Here is an 18,639-nt window from a genome sequence, read left to right on the forward strand (position 1 = left end):
CCCGGCATGGGCCCCGAAAACCGGCGCGACGCCTACGACGTCCATCTCCTCCTGCCGGACGGCTCGACAGAGGTCTTCACGCGCTACGACGCTGCGTGAGCAGGCGCAGGCGCCCCGGATTGCGCGTTCCACCCCCTCGGTCCATAGTCGCAAGCAGTTTGCGCGGCAAAAGGGAGCAGCATGGAACGCAGGTTCAAGATCGATGCCGACAGCTTCCCGGATCTAGCCGGAATGATGTTGGCCGTCGCCGATGCGTTGCGGGCCATCGGAGGCTCAGCCAGCATTGAAGAGTTGGACGAAAAAGTCATTGAGCAAGAAGGGCTGACCGAGGAAGAGCAGTCTTTCATGATGCGCAATGACGAAAACAAGCCGCGTGTGAATTACTATCTGGCATGGGCACGCACGTTCCTGAAGCGCGGCGGTGCCTTGGAGAACTCGAAGCGCGGTGTTTGGGCGCTGACTGAAAAGGGCCAATCGCTTACCACAGACGAGCAAGCAAGGGACATTTACGAGCAGGTCCAGCGTGAGGAGCGCGAGCGCGCCCGGCAAAAACGGCTTGCGGCCAAGAGTGATACGCCAACGCCGACCGATGAAAAGTCTGCACCGGACTTCGCGCCTGAGCCCGAGATGGAAGAGGATTGGCGGTCAGAACTGCTGTCTGCGCTGGGCGCTATGTCGTCTGATGGTTTCGAACGTCTGGCACAGCGCCTCTTGCGCGAGGCCGGTTTCACGAAAGTAGAGGTTCGTGGCAAGGCTGGCGACGGCGGTATCGACGGGGTCGGTGTGTTGCGCGTCAACCTCGTGTCGTTTCAGGTCTATTTCCAGTGCAAGAAGTGGCAGGGTAGCGTCGGCTCCAAGGAAATCCGTGACTTTCGCGGCGCGATGCAGGGGCGGGCTGACAAGGGGCTGTTTATCACCACAGGCCGCTTCACCGCCCAAGCCTCCGAAGAAGCAACGCGGGATGGCGCCACTGCCATCGACGTGATCGACGGCCCCCGGCTCTGTGACCTGCTCAAGGAACGAGGCTTAGGTGTGCGGACCGAGATGGTCGAAGAGGTTTCCATCGACCCGGACTGGTTCAAGACCGTCTGAAGCGGCACCCCGAGTCGGCGGGCGCGGCCCACCGGCGCTGAAACGTCCCCCTGTTGATTGGCAGAGACGGCCTATCGGGCCCGGTCCGCAACCCTTGCAACAGGGCACAGGGCACAGGGCAACTCGAGCCCTTGTTTTCACTGGTTTGTCTATTGGCGATCCCGGCAGGATTCGAACCTGCAACCTGCCCCTTAGGAGGGGGCTGCTCTATCCGGTTGAGCCACGGGACCGCGCACGCCTTCCTTACCCTGCCCGGCGCCGTTTGTCACCGCCGGATTCGCGTGTCGTGCCGTCGCGCTTGCCGCTTGATCAGGCGCGCCTGTTTGCGGTACCAATTTGCAAACAAGTATCGGGAAGATCCAGTGACAGACCACGAAAAGCGCCCGCTGACCCTGCGCGATGTCTCCGAGGCGTCGGGCGTGTCCGAAATGACCGTCAGCCGCGTGCTTCGCAACAAGGGCGACGTGTCCGAGGCCACGCGCAAGCGCGTGCTCGACTCGGCCAAGCGCCTGGGCTACGTCCCCAACAAGATCGCCGGTGCCCTGGCAAGCCAGCGCGTCAACCTCGTGGCCGTGATCATCCCCTCCATGTCCAACATGGTATTCCCCGAGGTCATGACCGGCATCACCGAAGTGCTGGAGGAGACCGAGCTGCAGCCGGTCGTGGGGCTGACCGGCTACCGCCCCGAGAAGGAGGAACAGGTCCTCTACGAGATGCTGTCGTGGCGCCCCTCCGGCGTGATCATCGCCGGGCTGGAACATTCCGAGGCGTCGCGCGCCATGCTGCGCGCCAGCGGCATTCCGGTGGTCGAGATCATGGACGTTGACGGCACGCCCGTCCATTCCGTGGTGGGCATCTCGCACCGCGGCGCCGGCCGGCGCATGGCCGAAACCATCCTGCGGCAGGGCTACAGGCGTATCGGGTTCCTCGGTACGCGGATGCCGCTCGATCACCGGGCGCGCAAGCGGTTCGAGGGCTTCACCGAGGTGCTGGCCAAGGCCGGTATCGAGGTCGCCGATCAGGAGTTCTATACCGACGGCTCCGCGCTGGTGAAGGGGCGGGAAATGACCGAAACGATCCTCGCGCGCTCCCCCGATCTTGATTTCCTCTACTATTCCAATGACCTTATCGGCGCGGGCGGCCTGCTCTGGCTGCTGGAACAGGGGGTCGACGTCCCCGGCCGCATCGGGCTGGCGGGGTTCAACGGGGTGAACCTGCTGCAGGGCCTGCCGCGCAGGCTGGCCACGATGGATGCCTGCCGCCTCGAGATCGGGCGCCGTGCCGCCCGTCTCATCGCCGCGGGCGCCAGCAGCCACACCCTGCCCGACCCGGAACGCGTGGTGCTGGAACCCACGCTGGCCCTCGGCGACACGCTGGACCGCAACTGATCCCGCGAACCGCCCGCCGTCACCCGGGGCAAGCCATGCCGCAACCGGCCGGCAACCGCAGGGCATGGCCCCGACGCGCACCACGCAAACAAGCCACACCCGGAAAACACAGGGAGAGCATCCATGAAAATAGGCTTCGTCGGCCTCGGCAATGTCGGGGGAAAACTCGCGGGCAGCCTGCTGCGCAACGGCCACGACCTGACGGTCCACGATCTGGACGACACGCTGGTGGCGGATTTCGTGGCCCGCGGCGCGCGCGCGGCGGACAGCCCCGCCCGCCTGATGCGCGAAAGCGACGCGGTCATCACCTGCCTGCCCTCCCCCGCCGCCTCGGACGCGGTGATGCGCGACATGCTGCCCGAGGTCACGGGCGGCAAGACATGGCTGGAGATGTCCACCACCGACGCCGACGAGATCAAGCGCCTTGGCGGGCTCGTGGCCGAGCGCGGCGGCGCGGCCGTCGACTGCCCCGTCTCGGGCGGGTGTCACCGCGCGGATACCGCCAACATCTCGATCTTCGCGGGCTGCGACCGGGCCACTTTCGACCGCATCCTGCCGCTGCTCACCACGATGGGCCGGCGCGTGCTGCATACCGGGGATCTGGGCAGCGCGTCGGTCCTCAAGGTCATCACGAACTACCTTGCCACCGCCAACCTGCTCAGCGTGTGCGAGGCGCTGGTCACGGCCAAGGGCGCGGACATGGACCTCGCCACCGCCTACGAGGCGATCCGCATCAGTTCCGGCACGTCCTTCGTGCACGAGACCGAAAGCCAGGTCATCCTCAACGGGTCGCGCGACATCTCCTTCACGATGGACCTCGTGAAGAAGGATATCGGCCTTTTCCAGCAGGTCGCGGACCGTGCCGGCGTGTCGCTGGAACTCAATCCGCTCATGAGGCAGATCCTCGATGACGGCATCGCCCGTTTCGGCGACCGCGAATTGTCGCCCAACATCATCCGGCGGCTCGAAGAGGCGACGGACCTCGACATCCGCGCCCCCGGCTTCCCCGCCGAAATGACCGACGACGAACCCGAGGAACCGGGCTACGAGGTGACGCCGCCACGGGCCGAGCGTTAACCATTTCACCCGGATTTCCTTGAAGTGGCCCGCCGATTGAGGCTCAATTCACGCCGGTTGGTTGTGGATCGTGACGATGATGATGTTTGCGGGTCTTTTGGGGATGGTGGCCGTCGGGGCATCGGCACTGGTCGGGATCGGCACTGGTGCCGACCCGGAATCCGGCCCGGACCCCGCCAACGACGATGACCGGCCGACCACGCCCGAGGACGACGCGGAAGGCGCCGAACAGCAGACCCCGCGCACCGGCCTGCCCGCATTTCTCGACGCCGCCACGGCCAGCCCGATGGCCGCGTCCGCCCCGGCGGCGGCGCCAGACGACGCCACCGAAAACGCCGACATGCCCGCCGACACGCGCACCGCGGCCGAAGACGACGGGCCCCGGCCACAGCCGGGTGCGGCGGACATGGCCGTGACCGGCGTTGACACCGATGACACCCTGACCGGCGGCCCCGGCGACGACTGGATCACCACCTACGGCGGCGCCGATCGGGCGGAGGGTGACGCCGGCGACGATGAACTGCGCGGCGGCCCGGGCGCAGACACGCTCGACGGGGGCCCGGATGACGACACCCTGCATGGCGAGGACGGCGCCGACCACATGACCGGCGGTCAGGGGCACGACACGCTTTTCGGGCATGACGGCGACGACACGCTCGACGGCGGGCCTGGCGCGGAGTCCGCCGTCGGCGGCGCGGGGGACGACACGCTGCGCGGCGGATCGGGCGACGACACCCTTCAGGGCGGGCTGGGCGATGACAGTCTGGACGGCGGCAGCGGTCAGGACTTGCTGTTCGGCGGGTATGGCGACGATACGCTCGATGGCACCTACGACACGCCGGGCACCGCCCCCGGGCCCGATCAGGACATGCGCGATTTCCTCAATGGCGGCCCCGGGGACGACCTGATCCGGGCCGGGGCGGGCGATCACGTCGACACCGGCAGCGGCGCCGACCGTGTCGCCCTCGGCGACTGGCTCTCGCAGGATCATCAGGCCGAGATCGCCGGCTTCTCCGCCGAGGAGGATCGCCTGATGATCGTCTATGACGACACGGTCGATCCCGACCCGCGGGTCACGCTGGAAGAGGACGAGGAAGAGGAAACCCGCCGTCACGTGCTGCTCAACGATGTCCGGATTGCCGCGGTCAGCGATGCCGCCGGGCTGACGCTCGACCGGATCGCGCTGGTCGCCCAAAGCGATCTCGACGGTCTGCGCGCGCGCTGAGACCGCCTGCGCCGGGGCCCGGCCCTTTGCCGTGAATGACGCAGCGCTGAACCCGACCAGCTTGTACAGCAGGGCCTGCCAGAAAGGAAGCTCCCGAAGAATTTTTGGAGCGGCTCAATTCTGCAGGTCCGGGGTGCGGGACGGAACGGACACTCCCCCGCGCGGAATCGAGGCGCGTAGCGCCGCCGCGCATCGCCGGGCCGCCCCCCGGCACGGCGATTGGGTTGGTCTTGGCACATAGATCAGAAGTTACGCGCCAGTTCCGGGATAAAGTGCAACAACTCAGAGGGTGGATCGCCGCGCCGCGGCCCGTCGAGGCGCGGCTTGAGCCATTAAGGCCCAACAGGGACTCGGAACAGGCATTTGCCGCGTGTCTCATCATATATGAAAATTCGTGCTATATGCTCGGGCGGCGGTCTGAAGGCCAATCTTGCGCGCCGGGCCTTGGGCGCCCCAAGCCGGACCACGGAACGCGAATGGCCTCGCCCTGAATTCGCCCTTTTCAAACCCGCCGAATTCGCCTAAGTGCGCGGGGTCCGGGGCGTGGCCCCGGCGCACTCTCCAAAAGGACCTTGCTGGACGACATCCCGGCTTGCGCCCTTGAACACTGACCCGCAAAGGAGACCCCGATGTCGATCACTGTCGAAGAAAAAGAACGCGTCATCAAGGAATTCGCCACCAAGGAAGGCGATACCGGCTCGCCCGAGGTGCAGATCGCGATCCTGACCTCGCGCATTTCCACGCTGACCGAGCATTTCAAGACCCACAAGAAAGACAATCACGGCCGCCGTGGCCTGCTGAAATTGGTGGCGCAGCGCCGCAAGCTGCTGGACTACCTCAAGGGCAAGGATGTTGACCGCTACCGCGATCTCATCAAGCGCCTCGGCATCCGCCGCTGACCATCCGGCGGGCCATCCCGCCTGTTTGACCGCAACGCCCGCGCCCTCCGGCGCGGGCGTTTTGCGTTCGCCGACAGGGCCGCGTCTGGCCGTTTTTTCGTCACGGCGCCGCTCAGGTACCGGGCGGTCGGTTCACCCGCGCGGCCCGCCCGCCCCGCACCGCCGCGATACCGACGCGCCAAGCACGCGGTACCGTACCGGAAAATCGCGTCATTTTCGCGTATTAATCCTGATTCGCCCCGATGGGCCGCGCCTCGATCACGACAAACGCCTGCGCCCACGGGTGATCGTCCGTCAGGGTGACATGGATGATCGCCGCGTACCCCGGGGGCGTCATCTCTGCCAGCCGGTCCGCCGCCCAGCCGGTGACGTGCATGACGGGCTGCCCGGTATGGACGTTCGACACCGCCATGTCCTTCCACGCGATCCCCATACGCAGCCCGGTCCCCAACGCCTTCGAACAGGCCTCCTTGGCCGCCCATCGCTTGGCATAGGTGCCGGTAACGTCCCGGCGGCGTTCGGCCTTGCGCTGTTCGGTCTCGGTGAAGACGCGATTGCGGAAACGGTCACCGAACCGCTCCAGCGTGCCGGCGATCCGGTCGATATTGGCCAGGTCGGTGCCGATACCCAGTATCATTCCGGCCCGAGCCTCGGCAGGTCCGCCGCAACGGCCCATGTCGCAAGGGTCAGAACCGTCTCCGTCAGGGTCACTCTATCTCTCCGCGGCTGCGCATCAGGCTGAGCTGGTTACCCGCGCCGATACCGAGGAACAGGCGGTTGCAGATCAGGTACCCCCCCGCGTAGAGCGCCAGCAAGATCATGAATTGACGCGATAATACCGGCGCGATGGCCAGCTTGGCAAATTCCGGCAACAGCCCCCCGGCAAGATAGGCCAGCGCGAGGTTCAGCAGCACGGCCACGCCAGTGGCCGTCCACGTGAACCGCCATGCGGCCGCGGGCCCGGGCCGGGTCTTGTGGGTACGGGCATGTTGCTGCCCCTCGATCACCGCGGCGACCATCGCCGGCACCATCAACTGCGCCGAGGACCCGAGCGCAGTGTCGGTCGAGGCGTTGAGCCACGACACCACCAGCCCGACCCCGATCGCGACGGCGACAAAAACGATGGCATACCGCGCGAAGATCATGTCGCGTCCCGGAATCCCGGCGCGCGTGCCTCGTCCATCAGGCGGCGCATCTCGCCGATCACCGCGGGGAGCCCATCGAAAACCGCTTCGCCGATCAGGAAATGCCCGATATTCAGTTCCACCACTTCGGGGAAGGCCGCAATCGGCTGCACGGTGTCGAAGGTCAGCCCGTGCCCGGCATGAACCTCCAGCCCCAGCGAGCCGGCATGACCGGCCATTTCGCGCAGGGCGCCCAGCTCGCGGTCGCGGGCATCCAGATCGCCCTCGGCATGGGCATCGCAATAGGCGCCGGTGTGCAATTCGATCACCTCCGCCCCGATCCGATGCGCGGCCTCGATCTGATGCCTGTCAGCCGCGATGAAGAGCGACACGCGGCATCCGGCCTTCCGCAACGGCGCGATGTACTGCGCCAGGCGTTCCTCGTCGCGTACCGCGTCCAGCCCGCCCTCGGTCGTGCGCTCCTCGCGCTTCTCGGGCACGAGGCATACGGCATGTGGCCGGTGGCGCAGGGCAATCGTCTGCATCTCGTCGGTCGCGGCCATCTCGAAATTCAGCGGCACGTTCAGAGCGTCCATCAAGGCGTCAATGTCCGCGTCGCGGATGTGGCGCCGATCCTCGCGCAGATGCGCCGTGATCCCGTCGGCGCCGGCGGCCTCGGCCAGTTTCGCCGCGCGGCGCGGCTCGGGATGCGTGCCGCCCCGCGCGTTGCGCAGGGTCGCCACGTGGTCGATATTCACGCCGAGGCGCAATTTCGTCTGGCCGGCCATGCCCGCCCCTCCTTTGACAAACGACTCGGGCCGGAGCCTATTCCTCATTCTTCCGGCCGTCAGCCTTCGCCGCCGCTTTTTCCTTGAGCGCGGCCCATTTCGCCTTGAGAAGCCCCTTGCGCCGGTTCTGGTAGGCCTGGATCAGCGGCAGGCTGATGTAATAGCCGAGCAGCCCTGCAATCACGCCCGGGATCAGCCCGCCCACCATGTAGGGCAGGAACACTTCTTCGTAGAAGATGTGAAGTTCGCTCCAGTCGGCGCGCGCATCGGTGAAAATGGCAATTATGTTATGCTTGAGATCACGGCCGGCCCCGACGAAGGCACTGCCCAGCGAATGCTCGACTTCCGTCGTGCCGACGCCGTACCCCATGCCCAGAAGGAAATATCCCGTCTGCAGGGAAATGGCCGCGATCGGAACGAAAGTCAGCGGATTGCCGACGAATGTCGACAACAGCGCCGCCACGATATTGCCGCGCAATACCCAGGCAAGGAAAACCGCGAGGAAGAAATGCAACCCGAAGAACGGTGAGAACGTGACGAAAATACCCGCGAAAATACCGCGTGCGATACGATGCGGCGGATCTGGCAAGCGGCGAAGCCGATGTTTGACGTAGTGGAACCCCCGCGTCCAGCCGCCCTTCGGCCAGAAGAAATCCGCCACCACTTTCCACAAGGGGCGCTTGTCTCGGCGTTTGAAGACCACCAGCGGGGCTCCTAGCTATCGTTTGCCGGTCCTCCACCGGACCTTGACGGATCGCGGAAACGCTCGACGGCGGCAACATCGCGTTCCGCATCCAGAGCGGAGATCACTCCATGCAAGTGCTCGGCGTCGCGCAAGTCGACGTCAACCAGCAACCGGTAGAAATCCGGCTTCCGGTCCACGAAAGTCAGGTCAGAGATATTGGCCTTTTGCTCTCCGATCAACGTGCAAATACGTCCCATCACCCCGGCATCGTTGCCGATCGTCACGTCCAGAGTGACATCGTAGACCGGCGGATGTGCCCCGGCGTGCCAGTGCAGGTCGAGCCAGCGCTGCGGCTGGTCATCATATGCAGCCAGCGCCTCGCAGTCGATCGCGTGGACGACCACGCCGCGACCCCGATACGCAATTCCCACGATCCGTTCGCCCGGCAGGGGCTGGCAACAGCGCGCGCGCTCGAATCTCTGGTCCGCCGAGAGCCCGATGACCGCGCGCTCGCGGCCCACTTCCTCCCCTTCCTCGGGGGCGAGGTCAGGGTACACGGCGTTCAGCACCTCCTGACCCGTCAATTCGGCACTGCCGAGGCGCGCCAGCACTTCGTCGACCTTTTTCAGCCGCAAGGTCCGCGCCGCGGCCTCCAGCGCCTTGTCCGTCGCCTTCTTGCCCACATGCTCGAAAGCCGATCGCGCCAGTTCGCGTCCCAGCTTGATATATCGGTCACGATCAAGCTCCCGCAGCGCCCGGCGGATCGCCGAACGCGCCTTGCCCGTCGTCGCGATATCCAGCCACGTCGCTTGCGGCGTCTGGCCGTCCGCCGTGATCACTTCCACCGACTGACCGTTCTTGATCCGGGTCCAAAGCGGCACCCGCATCCCGTCCACCTTGGCGCCCACGCAGGCGTGCCCGATACGGGTATGGATGGCATAGCCGAAATCGATCGGCGTCGCCCCTCGGGGCAGCTTGACCACGTCACCCTTGGGCGTGAAACAGAACACCTTGTCGGCGTACATCTCCAGTTTCACCGCCTCTAGGAACTCGGCGTGATCCTCCTCGGCGTCGAATTGCTCGGTCAGGCTCGAGATCCACTTGGCCGGGTCCACGGCAAAGGGGTTCTCGGCGCGCACCCCGTCGCGGTAGGACCAGTGGGCCGCAACGCCGGCTTCGGCCACGTCGTGCATCTGCCGCGTGCGTATCTGGACCTCCACCCGCTTGCCGTCACGCCCCGAAACCGTGGTGTGAATCGACCGGTATCCGTTCGACTTCGGCTGGCTGATATAGTCCTTGAAACGGCCGGGCACGGCGCGCCACCGCTGGTGGATCGCCCCCAGCACGGCATAGCACTCATCCTCGCTTCGCGTGATGACACGGAAACCGTAGATATCGGACAACCGCGAGAACCCCATCTCCTTTTCACGCATCTTGCGCCAGATCGAATACGGCTTTTTCGCCCGGCCAAGCACGTCTGCCTCGATCCCGGCCTTGTCCAGCTCGTGACGCATGTCCTTGGTGATGCGCTCGATGACGTCGCCGGATTCTTTCTGCAGGGTGATGAAACGGCGCATGATCGAGGCCCGCGCCTCGGGGTTGATCACGCGAAAGGCCAGATCCTCCAGCTCCTCGCGCATCCATTGCATCCCCATCCGGCCAGCGAGCGGCGCGAAGATGTCCATGGTTTCGCGCGCCTTCTTCATCTGCTTCTCGGGCCGCATCGCCTTGATGGTGCGCATGTTGTGCAGACGGTCGGCCAGCTTGACGAGGATCACGCGCATGTCCTTGGACATCGCCATGAAAAGCTTGCGGAAATTCTCGGCTTGCTGCGTTTCCGTGCTTGAAAGCTGCAAGTTGGTCAGCTTGGTGACACCGTCCACCAGGTCCGCAACCTCCGCGCCGAAGCGCTCGGTCACGTCGGCGTAGGAGGCACGCGTGTCCTCGATCGTGTCATGAAGAAGCGCGGTGATGATGGTGGAGTCATCCAGCCTTTGTTCGGCCAGAATGGCCGCCACGGCCACCGGGTGGCTGAAATACGGTTCCCCGGAATGGCGAAACTGGTCGTGGTGCATCCGGCGGCCGTAGTCGTAGGCCGCGCGGATCAGTTCCTTGTCGGATTTCGGGTTGTAAGCACGGACAAGCGCATACAGGTCTTCAAATGCGATCATGCGGGCCGTGTCCCTGCGCGGTCGGTTCTCAGCCCTGGCCCTGCGCCTCCATCAGCGCGCGCAAGAGTTTTTCCTCGGACATGTCGTCCTCGGCCGGCTTGTCGGCCTCGCCCCCCATGAGGAGCGACATGGAATCGTCTTCGGGCTCATCGACCTCGATCTGGCTCTGGTTCGATTCGATCAGACGTTCCTGCAATTCGTCGGCCGATTGCGTTTCCTCCGCTATCTCACGCAGGGCTACGACAGGATTCTTGTCGTTGTCGCGATCCACGGTCAACGGCGATCCCGCCGAAATCTCGCGCGCACGATGCGCTGCAAGCAGAACCAGGTCGAAACGGTTCGGGACCTTGTCAACGCAATCTTCTGTAGTAACGCGAGCCATTGGACCTCCGGGCAGGTAGTGATTACTGAGCTTGTGAGGATAAAACCTTGCGCGCCGGTTTACAAGCGCGGAATCAAAACGGAAGCACGGCGCCAACATCGGCCGCATCAAGGCTGTCAACCATCTGTGTCACCGAGAGCCCCGTGACAGGGTGCGTCCAATCCGGCGCGACATCTGCCAGCGGCACCAGCACGAAAGCACGCTCCTGCATCCTCGGATGCGGCAGGATCAGCCGGTCAGGCGCGTCGATGCTTTGCCGTTCGGGCGACAGCGCGCGCCACCGCCCCTGCACGTCGGCATCCGGCATGACAGCCTGACCGGCCGCGATCAGGTCCAGATCAAGGGTCCGCCGGCCCCATCTTTGCACTCTCTCGCGGCCGAATGACGCCTCGACGCTGTGCAGCAGCGCCAGCATCTCCTCGGCCCCGCCCTCGAAGCGCAACTGCGCCGCGGCATTCACGTAATCGGGGCCCGCACCGGGCGGGAAGCAGGGCGTCTTGTAAAAACGGCTCACCGCTTCCGCCTCGGCCCCCGCGTCCCGCAAACGGTCGAGAGCGGCCGACAACGTGACAGCCGGCCCCCCTGCCGTTGATGGCAGATTGGCACCGAGGGCAATCAAGAACACGTGATCGCCGGCACCGGGAACCCTATACTTTAGGCTTAGTTGATTGGTCTTGCGCAATTTTGTGAAACACCTAATTTCATTAGCCAGCCCCGGCATCTTTTGCCGAGCAGCCACTCACTGAACGAACATCCCGGCCGGGGCAATATAATTCGGAAGGAACTTTTCATGTTTTACAAAGACGAACGGCTGGCGCTGTTCATCGATGGGTCTAACCTTTACGCGGCCGCCAAGTCGCTCGGGTTCGACATCGACTACAAGCTCCTGAGGGCGGAATTCATGCGCCGCGGAAAATTGTTGCGTGCGTTCTACTACACGGCTCTTCTCGAGAACGAGGAATATTCCCCGATCCGACCACTGGTGGACTGGCTGAACTACAACGGCTTCACGATGGTCACGAAACCGGCAAAGGAATACACCGACAGCCAGGGCCGCCGCAAGGTCAAGGGCAACATGGATATCGAGCTGGCCGTGGACGCGATGGAGCTGGCCCCGCGGATCGATCACATAGTCCTGTTCTCGGGCGATGGTGACTTCCGCCCGCTTGTCGAAAGCCTGCAGCGGCAAGGCGTACGGATTTCCGTCGTGTCGACGATCCGCAGTCAGCCGCCGATGATCTCGGATGATCTCCGGCGCCAGGCGGACAATTTCATCGAACTCGAGGATCTCAAGGACGTGATCGGACGCCCGCCGCGCGACGCGCAGCAGAACCGCGAAACGGCTTACGAGCGGCAGGACAGCTGACCAGACACCATCACGGTGCGGTGCGACGCCGGGACAGTCCGGCGGAACCGGCACGTAAAACCGCATGTCGATCGCCCCGCCAGGCTGATCGTCCCTTCTTTGGGCATCAGCAGGGGTGGATTCACCTGGCCGTGGGCGTTATCTCGTGCACAGGAAAGGACCTTGCATGACGAAACCGCCGCTCACACTGCACCTCGCCGCGCCGCGCGGGTTCTGCGCCGGCGTCGACCGGGCCATCAAGATCGTGGAGATGGCCCTGTCCAAATGGGGCGCACCTGTCTATGTGCGCCACGAGATCGTGCACAACAAGTACGTGGTGGACGATCTTCGCGCCAAGGGCGCGGTGTTCGTCGAGGAACTCGACGAATGCCCCGATGACCGGCCGGTGATATTTTCCGCCCACGGTGTGCCGAAGGCCGTGCCCGCCGAGGCCGCCCGGCGCGACATGATCTACGTGGACGCGACCTGCCCGTTGGTATCCAAGGTGCATATCGAGGCGGAACGCCACGCCGCCGACGGGCTGCAGATCATCATGATCGGCCATGCCGGCCACCCGGAAACGATCGGCACGATGGGACAATTGCCCGCCGGTGACGTCCTGCTTGTCGAGACCGTGGCGGATGTTGCCAGCATCGAGGTTCGCGACCCCGAAAAGCTGGCCTTCGTCACGCAGACGACGCTTTCGGTGGATGACACGATCGACATCGTGCGTGCGCTGACGACGCGCTTCCCGACGATCAAGGGCCCGCACAAGGAAGATATCTGCTATGCCACGACCAACAGGCAGGAGGCCGTCAAAGCGATGGCCGCCAAGGCCGACGCGATGCTGGTCGTGGGCTCGCCGAATTCATCCAACTCGAAACGGCTGGTCGAGGTCGGGGCGAAGGCGGGATGCCACTATGCGCAATTGGTACAACGGGCTGCGGACATCGACTGGCGCGCACTGGAAGGGATCGAAAGCATCGGCATCACCGCCGGCGCCTCGGCGCCCGAAGTGCTGGTCAACGAGGTGATCGACGCCCTGAAAGAACGCTACGACGTCACTGTCGAGACCGTTGAAACCGCCACCGAGAACGTCGAGTTCAAGGTGCCGCGCGCCTTGCGCGAGCCCGCCTGAGGCTTCGATGCGGCGGATATGCGCGGCCGGGCGCGCCAATTGGCCGGCCGCACTTGCCACCGCCATCTCCACGCGCCATGGTGCCGCGCATGACGATACCCCGTGCTCCGCTCCTGCTCGGCCTCGCGGGCGTCCTGCCATTCATCTGGGGGGCGCTCACGGTGTTGCGCCCGGAATTGGCCGATTGGACGGCCCGCACCATCGGCCCGCGCTTTGCCGGGCCGTATGTCGGTCTTTTCTACGGGGCCGTCATCCTTTCGTTCATGTCCGGCGTTCTCTGGGGCTTCGCGACCCGGCTGCCTGCCGGGCAGGCGCCACTGGGCTACGCCCTGTCCGTGGTCCCCGCGCTCTGGGTCTTTTTCACCACGGGCGGCGGCGAGACCCGCGCCGGCATTTTCCTGATGATCGGCTTTGCCGGGATCCTCGGGCTTGACTGGCTGTTCTGGAAGATGGGCGTCGCGCCGGAGTGGTGGATGCAGCTTCGTCTGGCGATCACCGCCGCGGTTCTGGCCTGCCTCGGCATCGGGGTGGCCGTGTGACCCGTGACAGCGAAACACTGCGCGTCTACGGCGGGTTCGCCGCGGATTACGCGGCGATGATGGATACCCAGTCTGACGATCCGCAACTCGCCGCCTTCATCGGCGGGGTGCGACAGGGCGGACATGTTCTGGATCTGGGCTGTGGCCCGGGCTGGGCCGCCGCGCGAATGGTGACGGCGGGGCTGACGGTCGACGCGACGGACGCCGTGCCCGAGATGGTCGAACTTGCCTCGGCGCAGCCCGGCGTCAGCGCGCGGCTGGCCACCTTCGACGACATCTCGGGCAACGACCAATACGACGGCATATGGGCCAACTTCTCGCTCCTGCACGCGCCGCGCACCGACCTGCCCCGGCACCTTGCCGCGCTCCGGGCCACTTTGAAATCCGGCGGGCTCTTCCATATCGGCATGAAGACAGGCAAAGGCGAGAAACGCGACAGGTTGGGCCGGCTTTACACCTACGTTGACGCCGAAGAACTTCACGCTCTTCTCTACGACGCCGGCTTTTCGCCGTTTTCAAGCCGGACAGGGCGTGACAAGGGGATGGCGGGACAAGTGGAAGACTGGATCACGATGGCGGCTCATGGCTGAAGTTTTCGCGTATACAGACGGCGCCTGTTCGGGCAACCCGGGTCCCGGCGGCTGGGGCGTGCTGCTGCGGGCCAAGGACGGCGACGCGATCGTCAAGGAGCGGGAGCTGTCGGGCGGTGAAGCCGTGACGACCAACAACCGGATGGAGCTGCTTGCGGCCATCACGGCGCTCGAAACGCTCACCACGCCGAGCCGCATCACGATCGTGACGGACAGCGCCTACGTGAAGAATGGCGTCACGGGCTGGATCCACGGCTGGAAACGCAACGGCTGGAAAACGGCCGCCAAGAAGCCGGTGAAGAATGCGGAACTCTGGCAACGGCTGGACGCGGCGCAGGCGCGCCACGACGTGACATGGGAATGGGTCAAGGGCCATGCCGGCCACCCCGAGAACGAACGTGCCGACGAACTTGCCCGCGCCGGGATGGCACCCTACAAGCCCGCAGCGACCCGAAGTTGACGCGCGTCCCTCACCTCTTCTTGTCCTTGTTCTTGGTCACGTAAGTCTGCCAAAGCCAGATAAGCAGCAGCGCGCCCAGCACAGCGCCGACAAACCCGGCCAGCAGCCCGGCCACCGTCAGAAGAACCTGCAGCACCAGCCCGCCGATCAGCGCCCCGGCGATACCGATCGCGATCGTCGTGATGATGTCGGTTTCAAGCCGCATCAGGCGGGTGGCCAGAAACCCGGCCGCCGCCCCGACGATGATAAGGTAGATCACGCCCATGATATCACCTCCGCCCGCGCCAGTGGGTCGGCACGATGATCAGCGCGCCCACCGAGGATATGATCGCATCCACCCCCGGCGCGCCAAAGCGTATGCCGAACATGACGCGGATGAAATAGAACAGGAAGGCGCCGCCGACGCAGATGATGATCGACGGCAGGTACCCGTTGCCCGTGAAGCCGATCCGCTCGCTCAGGTAGCCGACGACCCCGGCGATCACCACGGTACCGAAAAGGGCAAGCAACATCCGGCGGCTCCTACAATATCGTGCCCGGCGGCAACGCCGTGCCGCGCAGGAATTCATCCGCATCCTGCGGCCCCCGCCCCGCGCGCTGCAAGCGCAGCACCTGCACCGCGCCGGCGCCGCAGGCCACGGTCAGCTTGTCGTCAAGCACCTCGCCCGGAACCCCGGCGCCCTGCGCCAGCCGCGTTTTCAGCAACTTGATACGTTGCCCGTCGTATTCGATCCACGCGCCGGGGAAAGGCGACAGCCCCCGGACATGCGCATCGACCCGCGATGCCGCGCGCGTCCAGTCCACCCGGCTTTCGGCCTTGTCGATCTTCGCGGCGTGGGTGACGCCTTGCCCGGGTTGCTCCGTGGGTGTCAGGCTGTCCAGCCGGGCAAGCGCCTGCACGATCAGCGCCGCCCCCATCCGCGACAGCCGGTCATGCAGCTCACCCGCCGTTTCCTCGGTGCCGATGCGCGTCGCCTCTCGCAGAAGAACGGGGCCGGTATCCAGCCCCGCCTCCATCTGCATGATGCAAACGCCCGTTTCCGCATCACCGGCCATGATCGCGCGCTGGATGGGCGCCGCGCCGCGCCACCGCGGCAGAAGGCTGGCATGAATGTTCAGGCAGCCCCGCGCCGGCGCATCCAGCACCGGCTTCGGCAGGATCAGACCGTAAGCCACGACGACAGCCACGTCGGCATCCAGCGCGGCGAAACGCGCCTGCTCGTCGGCACCCTTCAGGCTTCGGGGATGCCGTACCTCAAGGCCCGACTGCTCTGCCCGCGCCTGTACCGGGCTCGGCCGATCCTTCTTGCCGCGGCCGGCAGGGCGCGGCGGCTGGCAATAGACTGCCGCGATCTCGTGCCCCGCATCAATCAATGCCTCCAGAACCGGGACGGAGAAATCGGGCGTTCCCATGAACACGAGTCGCATCGCACTTCTCCCTCAGCCGGTCTGGCCCGCGATTTTCCGGGCCTTGCGCAACAGCATGTCCCGCTTCATCTTGCTCAGCCTGTCGAAATACATGCGGCCCGACAAATGGTCGATCTGGTGCTGGACGCTGGTCGCCCACAGATCCACGAAATCACGCTCTTCAACCATGCCGTCCGCGTTCAGGAACTGCACCGTCACGGCACGCGGCCGTGTCACCTTGGCCGACACACCCGGCAGGTTGGGGCTTGCCTCTTCGTGATCGCGCGACCGTGTGCTCGCATGAAGGATTGCCGGGTTCGCCATCCGGACCGCCTGCCCGCGTTCGCTGCTGGCATCAACCACGGCAAGGGCCAGCATGACCCCGATCTGCGGACCCGCCAGCCCGACGCCCGGCATCGCCTCCATCGTGTCGATCATGTCGTCCCAGTGCGCGCGGATCCCGGCCGTCACCTCCGGAACAGGCGCCGCTGGCGTGCGCAGCCGCCTGTCCGGCCATCGCAGACAGGGCAGCGCCGTCACGCGCGGGCCTTCTCGCGCTTGAGTTTCTGCATCTTGCGCGTGATCATCTGGCGCTTCATCGACCCGAGGTAATCAATGAACAGCTTGCCGTTCAGGTGGTCGATCTCGTGCTGGACGCAGGTCGCCCACAGGCCGTCGAATGTTTCCTGCCGTTCGTTGCCGTCCCGGTCGATCCAGCGGACGTCCACCGCCTCGGGCCGCTTGACCTCGGCATATTGCTCGGGAATGGACAGGCAGCCCTCCTCGTAGACATTCGTCTCATCGGACGCGGCGACAACCTCGGGGTTGAACATCACCACGGGATGCGCGCTTTCCTTTTCCTCGTCAGCGCAGTCCAGAACGATCAGCCGATCCAGCACGCCCACCTGTGGCGCGGCCAGCCCGATCCCCGGCGCGTCGTACATCGTTTCCAGCATGTCATCGGCCAGCCCCCGCAATTCGTCGCTGAGGTCGCTTACGGGCGCGCAGACCTTTTTCAGGCGCGGATCGGGGTGAATGAGAATGGGCCGTTTCATGCAACATCATTTAGGCGATCGATTCGCGTTCCGCAACGCCCTTGCGCACAGGGCTCATTCGGCTAGCGTGCCCCGTGACACTACGGGAGCACGCAATGAATTTCGACGAGATCATCGATCGCCGCGGCACGGGTTCGGTCAAGTGGGACGCGATGGCCGTGGCCAACGGTGGCCCCCCGGCGCCCGACGCCATTGCGATGTGGGTGGCCGATATGGATTTCCGCGCACCGGATTTCCTGCAAGAGTCCGTGCAGGCCCTGATCGATAAAGCGAATTACGGCTATTTCACGGGCGAGAGCCGCATGAAAGACGCCGTCGCGTGGTGGATGCAGCAGCGTCACGGCTGGTCGCCCGACCCCGATGCCATGCACTCGACATACGGGCTGGGCAACGGCATCGCCCTGTGCCTGCAGGCGTTCACCGATCCCGGCGACGAGGTCATCATCTTCACGCCGGTCTACCACGAATTCGCCGCGAAGATCCGCAATGCCGGCCGCGTGGTCAAGGAAAGCCCGCTCGGGATCAAGGACGGCGTGTACCACATGGATCTCGACGCGTTGGAGGGCGCGCTGTCGGGCCGTGAACGCGTTGTCCTGTTCTGTTCGCCGCACAACCCGGCCGGCCGCGTATGGACACCTGCCGAACTTCAATCGCTGGCGGCGTTCTGCAATCGGCACGACCTGATCCTCATGTCCGATGAAATACACGCGGATCTGGTGCATCCGGGCGAAACGCATGTCCCGATGCCTGTTGCTGCGCCTGACTGCCGGGATCGCCTTGTCATGCTCACCTCGGCCTCCAAGACCTTCAACGTCGCGGGCGCGCGGCTTGGCTGTGTCACCGTGCCCGACACGGCGCTGCGCGAGCGCTTTGCCCGAACACTCACGTCGCTCAATGTCAGCCCGAACCTTCTTGGCGTCGTCCTGACCGAGGCCGCCTATTCCCCGCGCGGCGCGGCGTGGGTGGACGACCTCGTTGCCTATATCGCCGAAAACAGCCGTCTGTTTCTCGATGGCATGGCGGCCATCCCCGGCCTGCGCGCGATGCCGATGCAATCCACCTATCTCGCCTGGGTGGATTTCGAGAATACGGGTATGGACATGGCCGAGGTGCAGCGCCGCGTGCGTCAGGAGGCAAGGCTCGTCCCGAGCACGGGGGCGGATTTCGGCACCGGCGGCGAAAACTGCCTGCGTTTCAACCTCGGGATGCCCCGCGCCCGGGTCGAGGAAGCTGTCAATCGCCTTCAGGACGCGTTCTCGGACCTTCAGTAAGGC

Annotated in this window: 23 protein-coding genes and 1 tRNA gene; 11 read left to right on the forward strand and 13 right to left on the reverse strand. The window is 65.1% G+C overall.

Features of this window, described 5'->3' with window-relative positions:
- Window positions 1-180: 180 nt before the first annotated feature.
- Complete coding sequence (locus tag ACH107_RS11455; protein ID WP_412505977.1) at window positions 181-1,092, forward strand: restriction endonuclease; 912 nt, start codon at window positions 181-183, stop codon at window positions 1,090-1,092.
- Between the two features lie 153 nt (window positions 1,093-1,245).
- Here ACH107_RS11455 and ACH107_RS11460 read toward each other — a convergent pair.
- Window positions 1,246-1,322 (reverse strand) — tRNA-Arg (locus tag ACH107_RS11460).
- A 132-nt stretch (window positions 1,323-1,454) separates the two neighbouring features.
- Here ACH107_RS11460 and ACH107_RS11465 point away from each other — a divergent pair.
- From ACH107_RS11465 to rpsO, 4 genes are all read left to right on the forward strand, one after another.
- The gene (locus ACH107_RS11465) at window positions 1,455-2,480 is read left to right on the forward strand and encodes a LacI family DNA-binding transcriptional regulator (protein WP_412505978.1); all 1,026 of its coding nucleotides are present in this window, start codon (window positions 1,455-1,457) and stop codon (window positions 2,478-2,480) included.
- A 123-nt stretch (window positions 2,481-2,603) separates the two neighbouring features.
- The gene (locus ACH107_RS11470) at window positions 2,604-3,557 is read left to right on the forward strand and encodes an NAD(P)-dependent oxidoreductase (RefSeq protein ID WP_412505979.1); all 954 of its coding nucleotides are present in this window, start codon (window positions 2,604-2,606) and stop codon (window positions 3,555-3,557) included.
- A 76-nt stretch (window positions 3,558-3,633) separates the two neighbouring features.
- Window positions 3,634-4,782, forward strand: coding sequence for a calcium-binding protein (locus ACH107_RS11475; RefSeq protein ID WP_412505980.1), 1,149 nt, complete (start codon window positions 3,634-3,636; stop codon window positions 4,780-4,782).
- A gap of 629 nt (window positions 4,783-5,411) precedes the next feature.
- On the forward strand, window positions 5,412-5,681 hold the full coding sequence (gene rpsO / locus ACH107_RS11480; protein ID WP_412505981.1) for a 30S ribosomal protein S15: 270 nt from the start codon (window positions 5,412-5,414) through the stop codon (window positions 5,679-5,681).
- Between the two features lie 223 nt (window positions 5,682-5,904).
- On the opposite strand, the gene acpS is transcribed toward rpsO, so the two are convergent.
- The 7 genes from acpS to folK form a co-directional block, all read right to left on the reverse strand.
- Complete coding sequence (gene acpS, locus ACH107_RS11485; protein WP_412505982.1) at window positions 5,905-6,318, reverse strand: holo-ACP synthase; 414 nt, start codon at window positions 6,316-6,318, stop codon at window positions 5,905-5,907.
- Window positions 6,319-6,388: 70 nt separating this feature from the next.
- The gene (locus ACH107_RS11490) at window positions 6,389-6,826 is read right to left on the reverse strand and encodes an ABZJ_00895 family protein (RefSeq protein WP_412505983.1); all 438 of its coding nucleotides are present in this window, start codon (window positions 6,824-6,826) and stop codon (window positions 6,389-6,391) included.
- Window positions 6,823-7,593, reverse strand: coding sequence for a pyridoxine 5'-phosphate synthase (locus tag ACH107_RS11495; protein WP_412505984.1), 771 nt, complete (start codon window positions 7,591-7,593; stop codon window positions 6,823-6,825). The genes ACH107_RS11490 and ACH107_RS11495 overlap by 4 nt, the downstream gene beginning before the upstream one ends.
- 37 nt (window positions 7,594-7,630) lie before the next feature.
- Window positions 7,631-8,296 (reverse strand): DUF2062 domain-containing protein, encoded by a 666-nt coding sequence (locus ACH107_RS11500; RefSeq protein ID WP_412505985.1) that lies wholly within the window; start codon window positions 8,294-8,296, stop codon window positions 7,631-7,633.
- Window positions 8,297-8,307: 11 nt separating this feature from the next.
- On the reverse strand, window positions 8,308-10,449 hold the full coding sequence (locus tag ACH107_RS11505) for a RelA/SpoT family protein (protein ID WP_412505986.1): 2,142 nt from the start codon (window positions 10,447-10,449) through the stop codon (window positions 8,308-8,310).
- Between the two features lie 28 nt (window positions 10,450-10,477).
- Window positions 10,478-10,831 (reverse strand): DNA-directed RNA polymerase subunit omega, encoded by a 354-nt coding sequence (gene rpoZ / locus ACH107_RS11510; RefSeq protein ID WP_412505987.1) that lies wholly within the window; start codon window positions 10,829-10,831, stop codon window positions 10,478-10,480.
- 73 nt (window positions 10,832-10,904) lie between these two features.
- Window positions 10,905-11,552, reverse strand: a complete 648-nt coding sequence (folK, locus tag ACH107_RS11515; protein ID WP_412506016.1) for a 2-amino-4-hydroxy-6-hydroxymethyldihydropteridine diphosphokinase — start codon at window positions 11,550-11,552, stop codon at window positions 10,905-10,907.
- A gap of 69 nt (window positions 11,553-11,621) precedes the next feature.
- Here folK and ACH107_RS11520 point away from each other — a divergent pair, with 69 nt between their 5' ends.
- The 5 genes from ACH107_RS11520 to rnhA all read left to right on the forward strand — a co-directional run bounded on the left by ACH107_RS11520 (window position 11,622) and on the right by rnhA (window position 14,903).
- Complete coding sequence (locus tag ACH107_RS11520; protein ID WP_412505988.1) at window positions 11,622-12,197, forward strand: NYN domain-containing protein; 576 nt, start codon at window positions 11,622-11,624, stop codon at window positions 12,195-12,197.
- A gap of 166 nt (window positions 12,198-12,363) precedes the next feature.
- Complete coding sequence (gene ispH / locus ACH107_RS11525; protein WP_412505989.1) at window positions 12,364-13,314, forward strand: 4-hydroxy-3-methylbut-2-enyl diphosphate reductase; 951 nt, start codon at window positions 12,364-12,366, stop codon at window positions 13,312-13,314.
- 89 nt (window positions 13,315-13,403) lie between these two features.
- Window positions 13,404-13,853 carry a DUF3429 domain-containing protein gene (locus ACH107_RS11530; RefSeq protein ID WP_412505990.1) on the forward strand — a complete coding sequence of 150 codons (450 nt, stop codon included), beginning with the start codon at window positions 13,404-13,406 and terminating at the stop codon, window positions 13,851-13,853.
- Complete coding sequence (locus tag ACH107_RS11535) at window positions 13,850-14,443, forward strand: class I SAM-dependent methyltransferase (RefSeq protein WP_412505991.1); 594 nt, start codon at window positions 13,850-13,852, stop codon at window positions 14,441-14,443. The genes ACH107_RS11530 and ACH107_RS11535 overlap by 4 nt, the downstream gene beginning before the upstream one ends.
- The gene (rnhA, locus tag ACH107_RS11540; protein WP_412505992.1) at window positions 14,436-14,903 is read left to right on the forward strand and encodes a ribonuclease HI; all 468 of its coding nucleotides are present in this window, start codon (window positions 14,436-14,438) and stop codon (window positions 14,901-14,903) included. The genes ACH107_RS11535 and rnhA overlap by 8 nt, the downstream gene beginning before the upstream one ends.
- A gap of 10 nt (window positions 14,904-14,913) precedes the next feature.
- Here rnhA and ACH107_RS11545 read toward each other — a convergent pair whose 3' ends face one another.
- From ACH107_RS11545 to def (ACH107_RS11565), 5 genes are read right to left on the reverse strand one after another with little or no spacing between them, the layout of a single operon-like run.
- The gene (locus ACH107_RS11545; protein WP_412505993.1) at window positions 14,914-15,168 is read right to left on the reverse strand and encodes a GlsB/YeaQ/YmgE family stress response membrane protein; all 255 of its coding nucleotides are present in this window, start codon (window positions 15,166-15,168) and stop codon (window positions 14,914-14,916) included.
- Window positions 15,169-15,172: 4 nt separating this feature from the next.
- Window positions 15,173-15,415, reverse strand: a complete 243-nt coding sequence (locus ACH107_RS11550; RefSeq protein WP_412505994.1) for a hypothetical protein — start codon at window positions 15,413-15,415, stop codon at window positions 15,173-15,175.
- Between the two features lie 10 nt (window positions 15,416-15,425).
- Window positions 15,426-16,331 carry a methionyl-tRNA formyltransferase gene (gene fmt / locus ACH107_RS11555; RefSeq protein WP_412505995.1) on the reverse strand — a complete coding sequence of 302 codons (906 nt, stop codon included), beginning with the start codon at window positions 16,329-16,331 and terminating at the stop codon, window positions 15,426-15,428.
- 12 nt (window positions 16,332-16,343) lie between these two features.
- Window positions 16,344-16,850: a peptide deformylase gene (gene def, locus ACH107_RS11560; protein WP_412505996.1), complete on the reverse strand. Its 507-nt coding sequence runs from the start codon at window positions 16,848-16,850 to the stop codon at window positions 16,344-16,346.
- Window positions 16,847-17,365, reverse strand: coding sequence for a peptide deformylase (def, locus tag ACH107_RS11565; RefSeq protein ID WP_412505997.1), 519 nt, complete (start codon window positions 17,363-17,365; stop codon window positions 16,847-16,849). Before def (ACH107_RS11565) ends, def (ACH107_RS11560) begins: the two co-directional genes overlap by 4 nt.
- A gap of 95 nt (window positions 17,366-17,460) precedes the next feature.
- Here def (ACH107_RS11565) and ACH107_RS11570 point away from each other — a divergent pair, with 95 nt between their 5' ends.
- A complete protein-coding gene (locus ACH107_RS11570; protein ID WP_412505998.1) occupies window positions 17,461-18,636 on the forward strand; it encodes a MalY/PatB family protein in 1,176 nt (391 codons plus the stop codon).
- The last annotated feature ends 3 nt before the right edge of the window (window positions 18,637-18,639 follow it).

The sequence above is a fragment of the Roseovarius halophilus (ex Wu et al. 2025) genome, from assembly GCF_047086965.1.